We start from the raw sequence: 1,445 nt of genomic DNA on the forward strand, positions 1-1,445 counted from the left end.
GGAAGGACCCCCGTGCCCGTCCCGCTCCCCGCCGCGGTCCCCGACCGGCTGACCGTCACCCTCTGGGACTTCTCCTGGTACGTCCGCACCGGCCCCGGTGAGCCCTTCGAGGACCTCGACCGGGCCTTCGCCGAGGCCGCGGACCGGGGCTACAACACCATCCGGATCTGCGCCATGCCGTTCCTCCTCTTCGGCTCCGGCCTCGACACCGCCCGCCTGCGCCTCGGCCCCCTCGGCGGCGGACAGGGCCGGCGGGTGCGCTGGTACGACGTGCGCGCCGAGACGGTCATCGACGGCCGCGCCCACCTGCTCGCCCTCTTCGGGGCCGCCCGCCGGCACGACTTCCGCGTCATCCTCTCCAGCTGGGAGTACCAGCAGAGTCCCGCCTTCTCCGGCGACCGGCGGTGGTTCGACGCCCTCATGGCCGTGGAGCCCGAACGCCGGCCCGAGGCGCTGGCCGACGCCCTCGCCGACCTGATCGACTTCCTCGCCGCCCACGACGGGCTGGACGACCGGATCGCCTTCACCGAACTGCACAACGAGGTCCAGGCCGGCCGGCTCACCGACGGCCTCGACGGCGACCCCGTGCTCGCTCTGCGTCCCCGCCTGGAACGGGGCCTGGCCCGCTTCCGCGCCCGCCGACCCGACCACCCGGTCACCGTCAACTACGCCGCCGTGCCGGTGGGGGCCATGCGCGGGGTGCCCCGGGACATCGACGTCGCCGTCTTCCACCCCTACGTCCACGGCGTCCTGGACGAGATGATCGACACCTTCGCCCTGCGCGACCCCGCGCGTCCCTTCCCCCGCGAGCGCGCCGCGCGAGAGCTGCTGAGGCCCTCGGCGCCCGCCCCGGAGGAGTGGACGCCGCCGGCGGCGGACGCCTGGCGGATGGAGGCCACCATCGTCTCCCGCCGGGAGATGTACCTGCACGAGTGGTGCGACCCCGTGAAGTGGGACGCCTGGCTGTACGACCGCCACGCCGTCCACCGCCTCGCGATGGAACAGCGCCTGGTCACCTGGATCGACGCCGCCGCCGACCTGGCGGCCGACCTCGGCGTCCCCCTGCTCTTCGGCGAGGGCTGGGTCGGCTACACCCCCCTGCACGGCACCTTCGAGGAGGGGCCGGTCGGTGCCGCGCTGTGCCGGCGCGCGATGGAGGAGAGCGTCCGGGTCGGCGCGCTGGGGGCCGTGGTCTGCTCCAACGCCGCCCCGCACCACCCGATGTGGGCGGACGTCGAACTCCAGCGGGAGTGCAACGCCCTGCTGCGCGGCTGACGTCCCGGCCCCGCCGCCGCGCCGCGTGCGACGGCGGGGCCGGGAATCCCGGCTCACCGGACGGTGTGGCCGGGAGCGCCGTCCAACAACGTCAACTCGTCGCGGTGCGCGAGCCCCTCCCAGTCGCCCTCGCAGGCCACCGCGAACGCCCCGCACACCACCGCCCGCTC

At 75.2% G+C, this 1,445-nt stretch carries 1 protein-coding gene; it reads left to right on the forward strand.

Annotated features, from left to right (window positions below; translation table 11 throughout):
- Positions 1-12: 12 nt before the first annotated feature.
- The gene (locus FNQ90_RS23035; RefSeq protein WP_182608112.1) at positions 13-1,275 is read left to right on the forward strand and encodes a cellulase-like family protein; all 1,263 of its coding nucleotides are present in this window, start codon (positions 13-15) and stop codon (positions 1,273-1,275) included.
- Positions 1,276-1,445: the final 170 nt, after the last annotated feature.

Source organism: Streptomyces alkaliphilus (genome assembly GCF_014141535.1).
Lineage (GTDB): Bacteria > Actinomycetota > Actinomycetes > Streptomycetales > Streptomycetaceae > Streptomyces > Streptomyces alkaliphilus.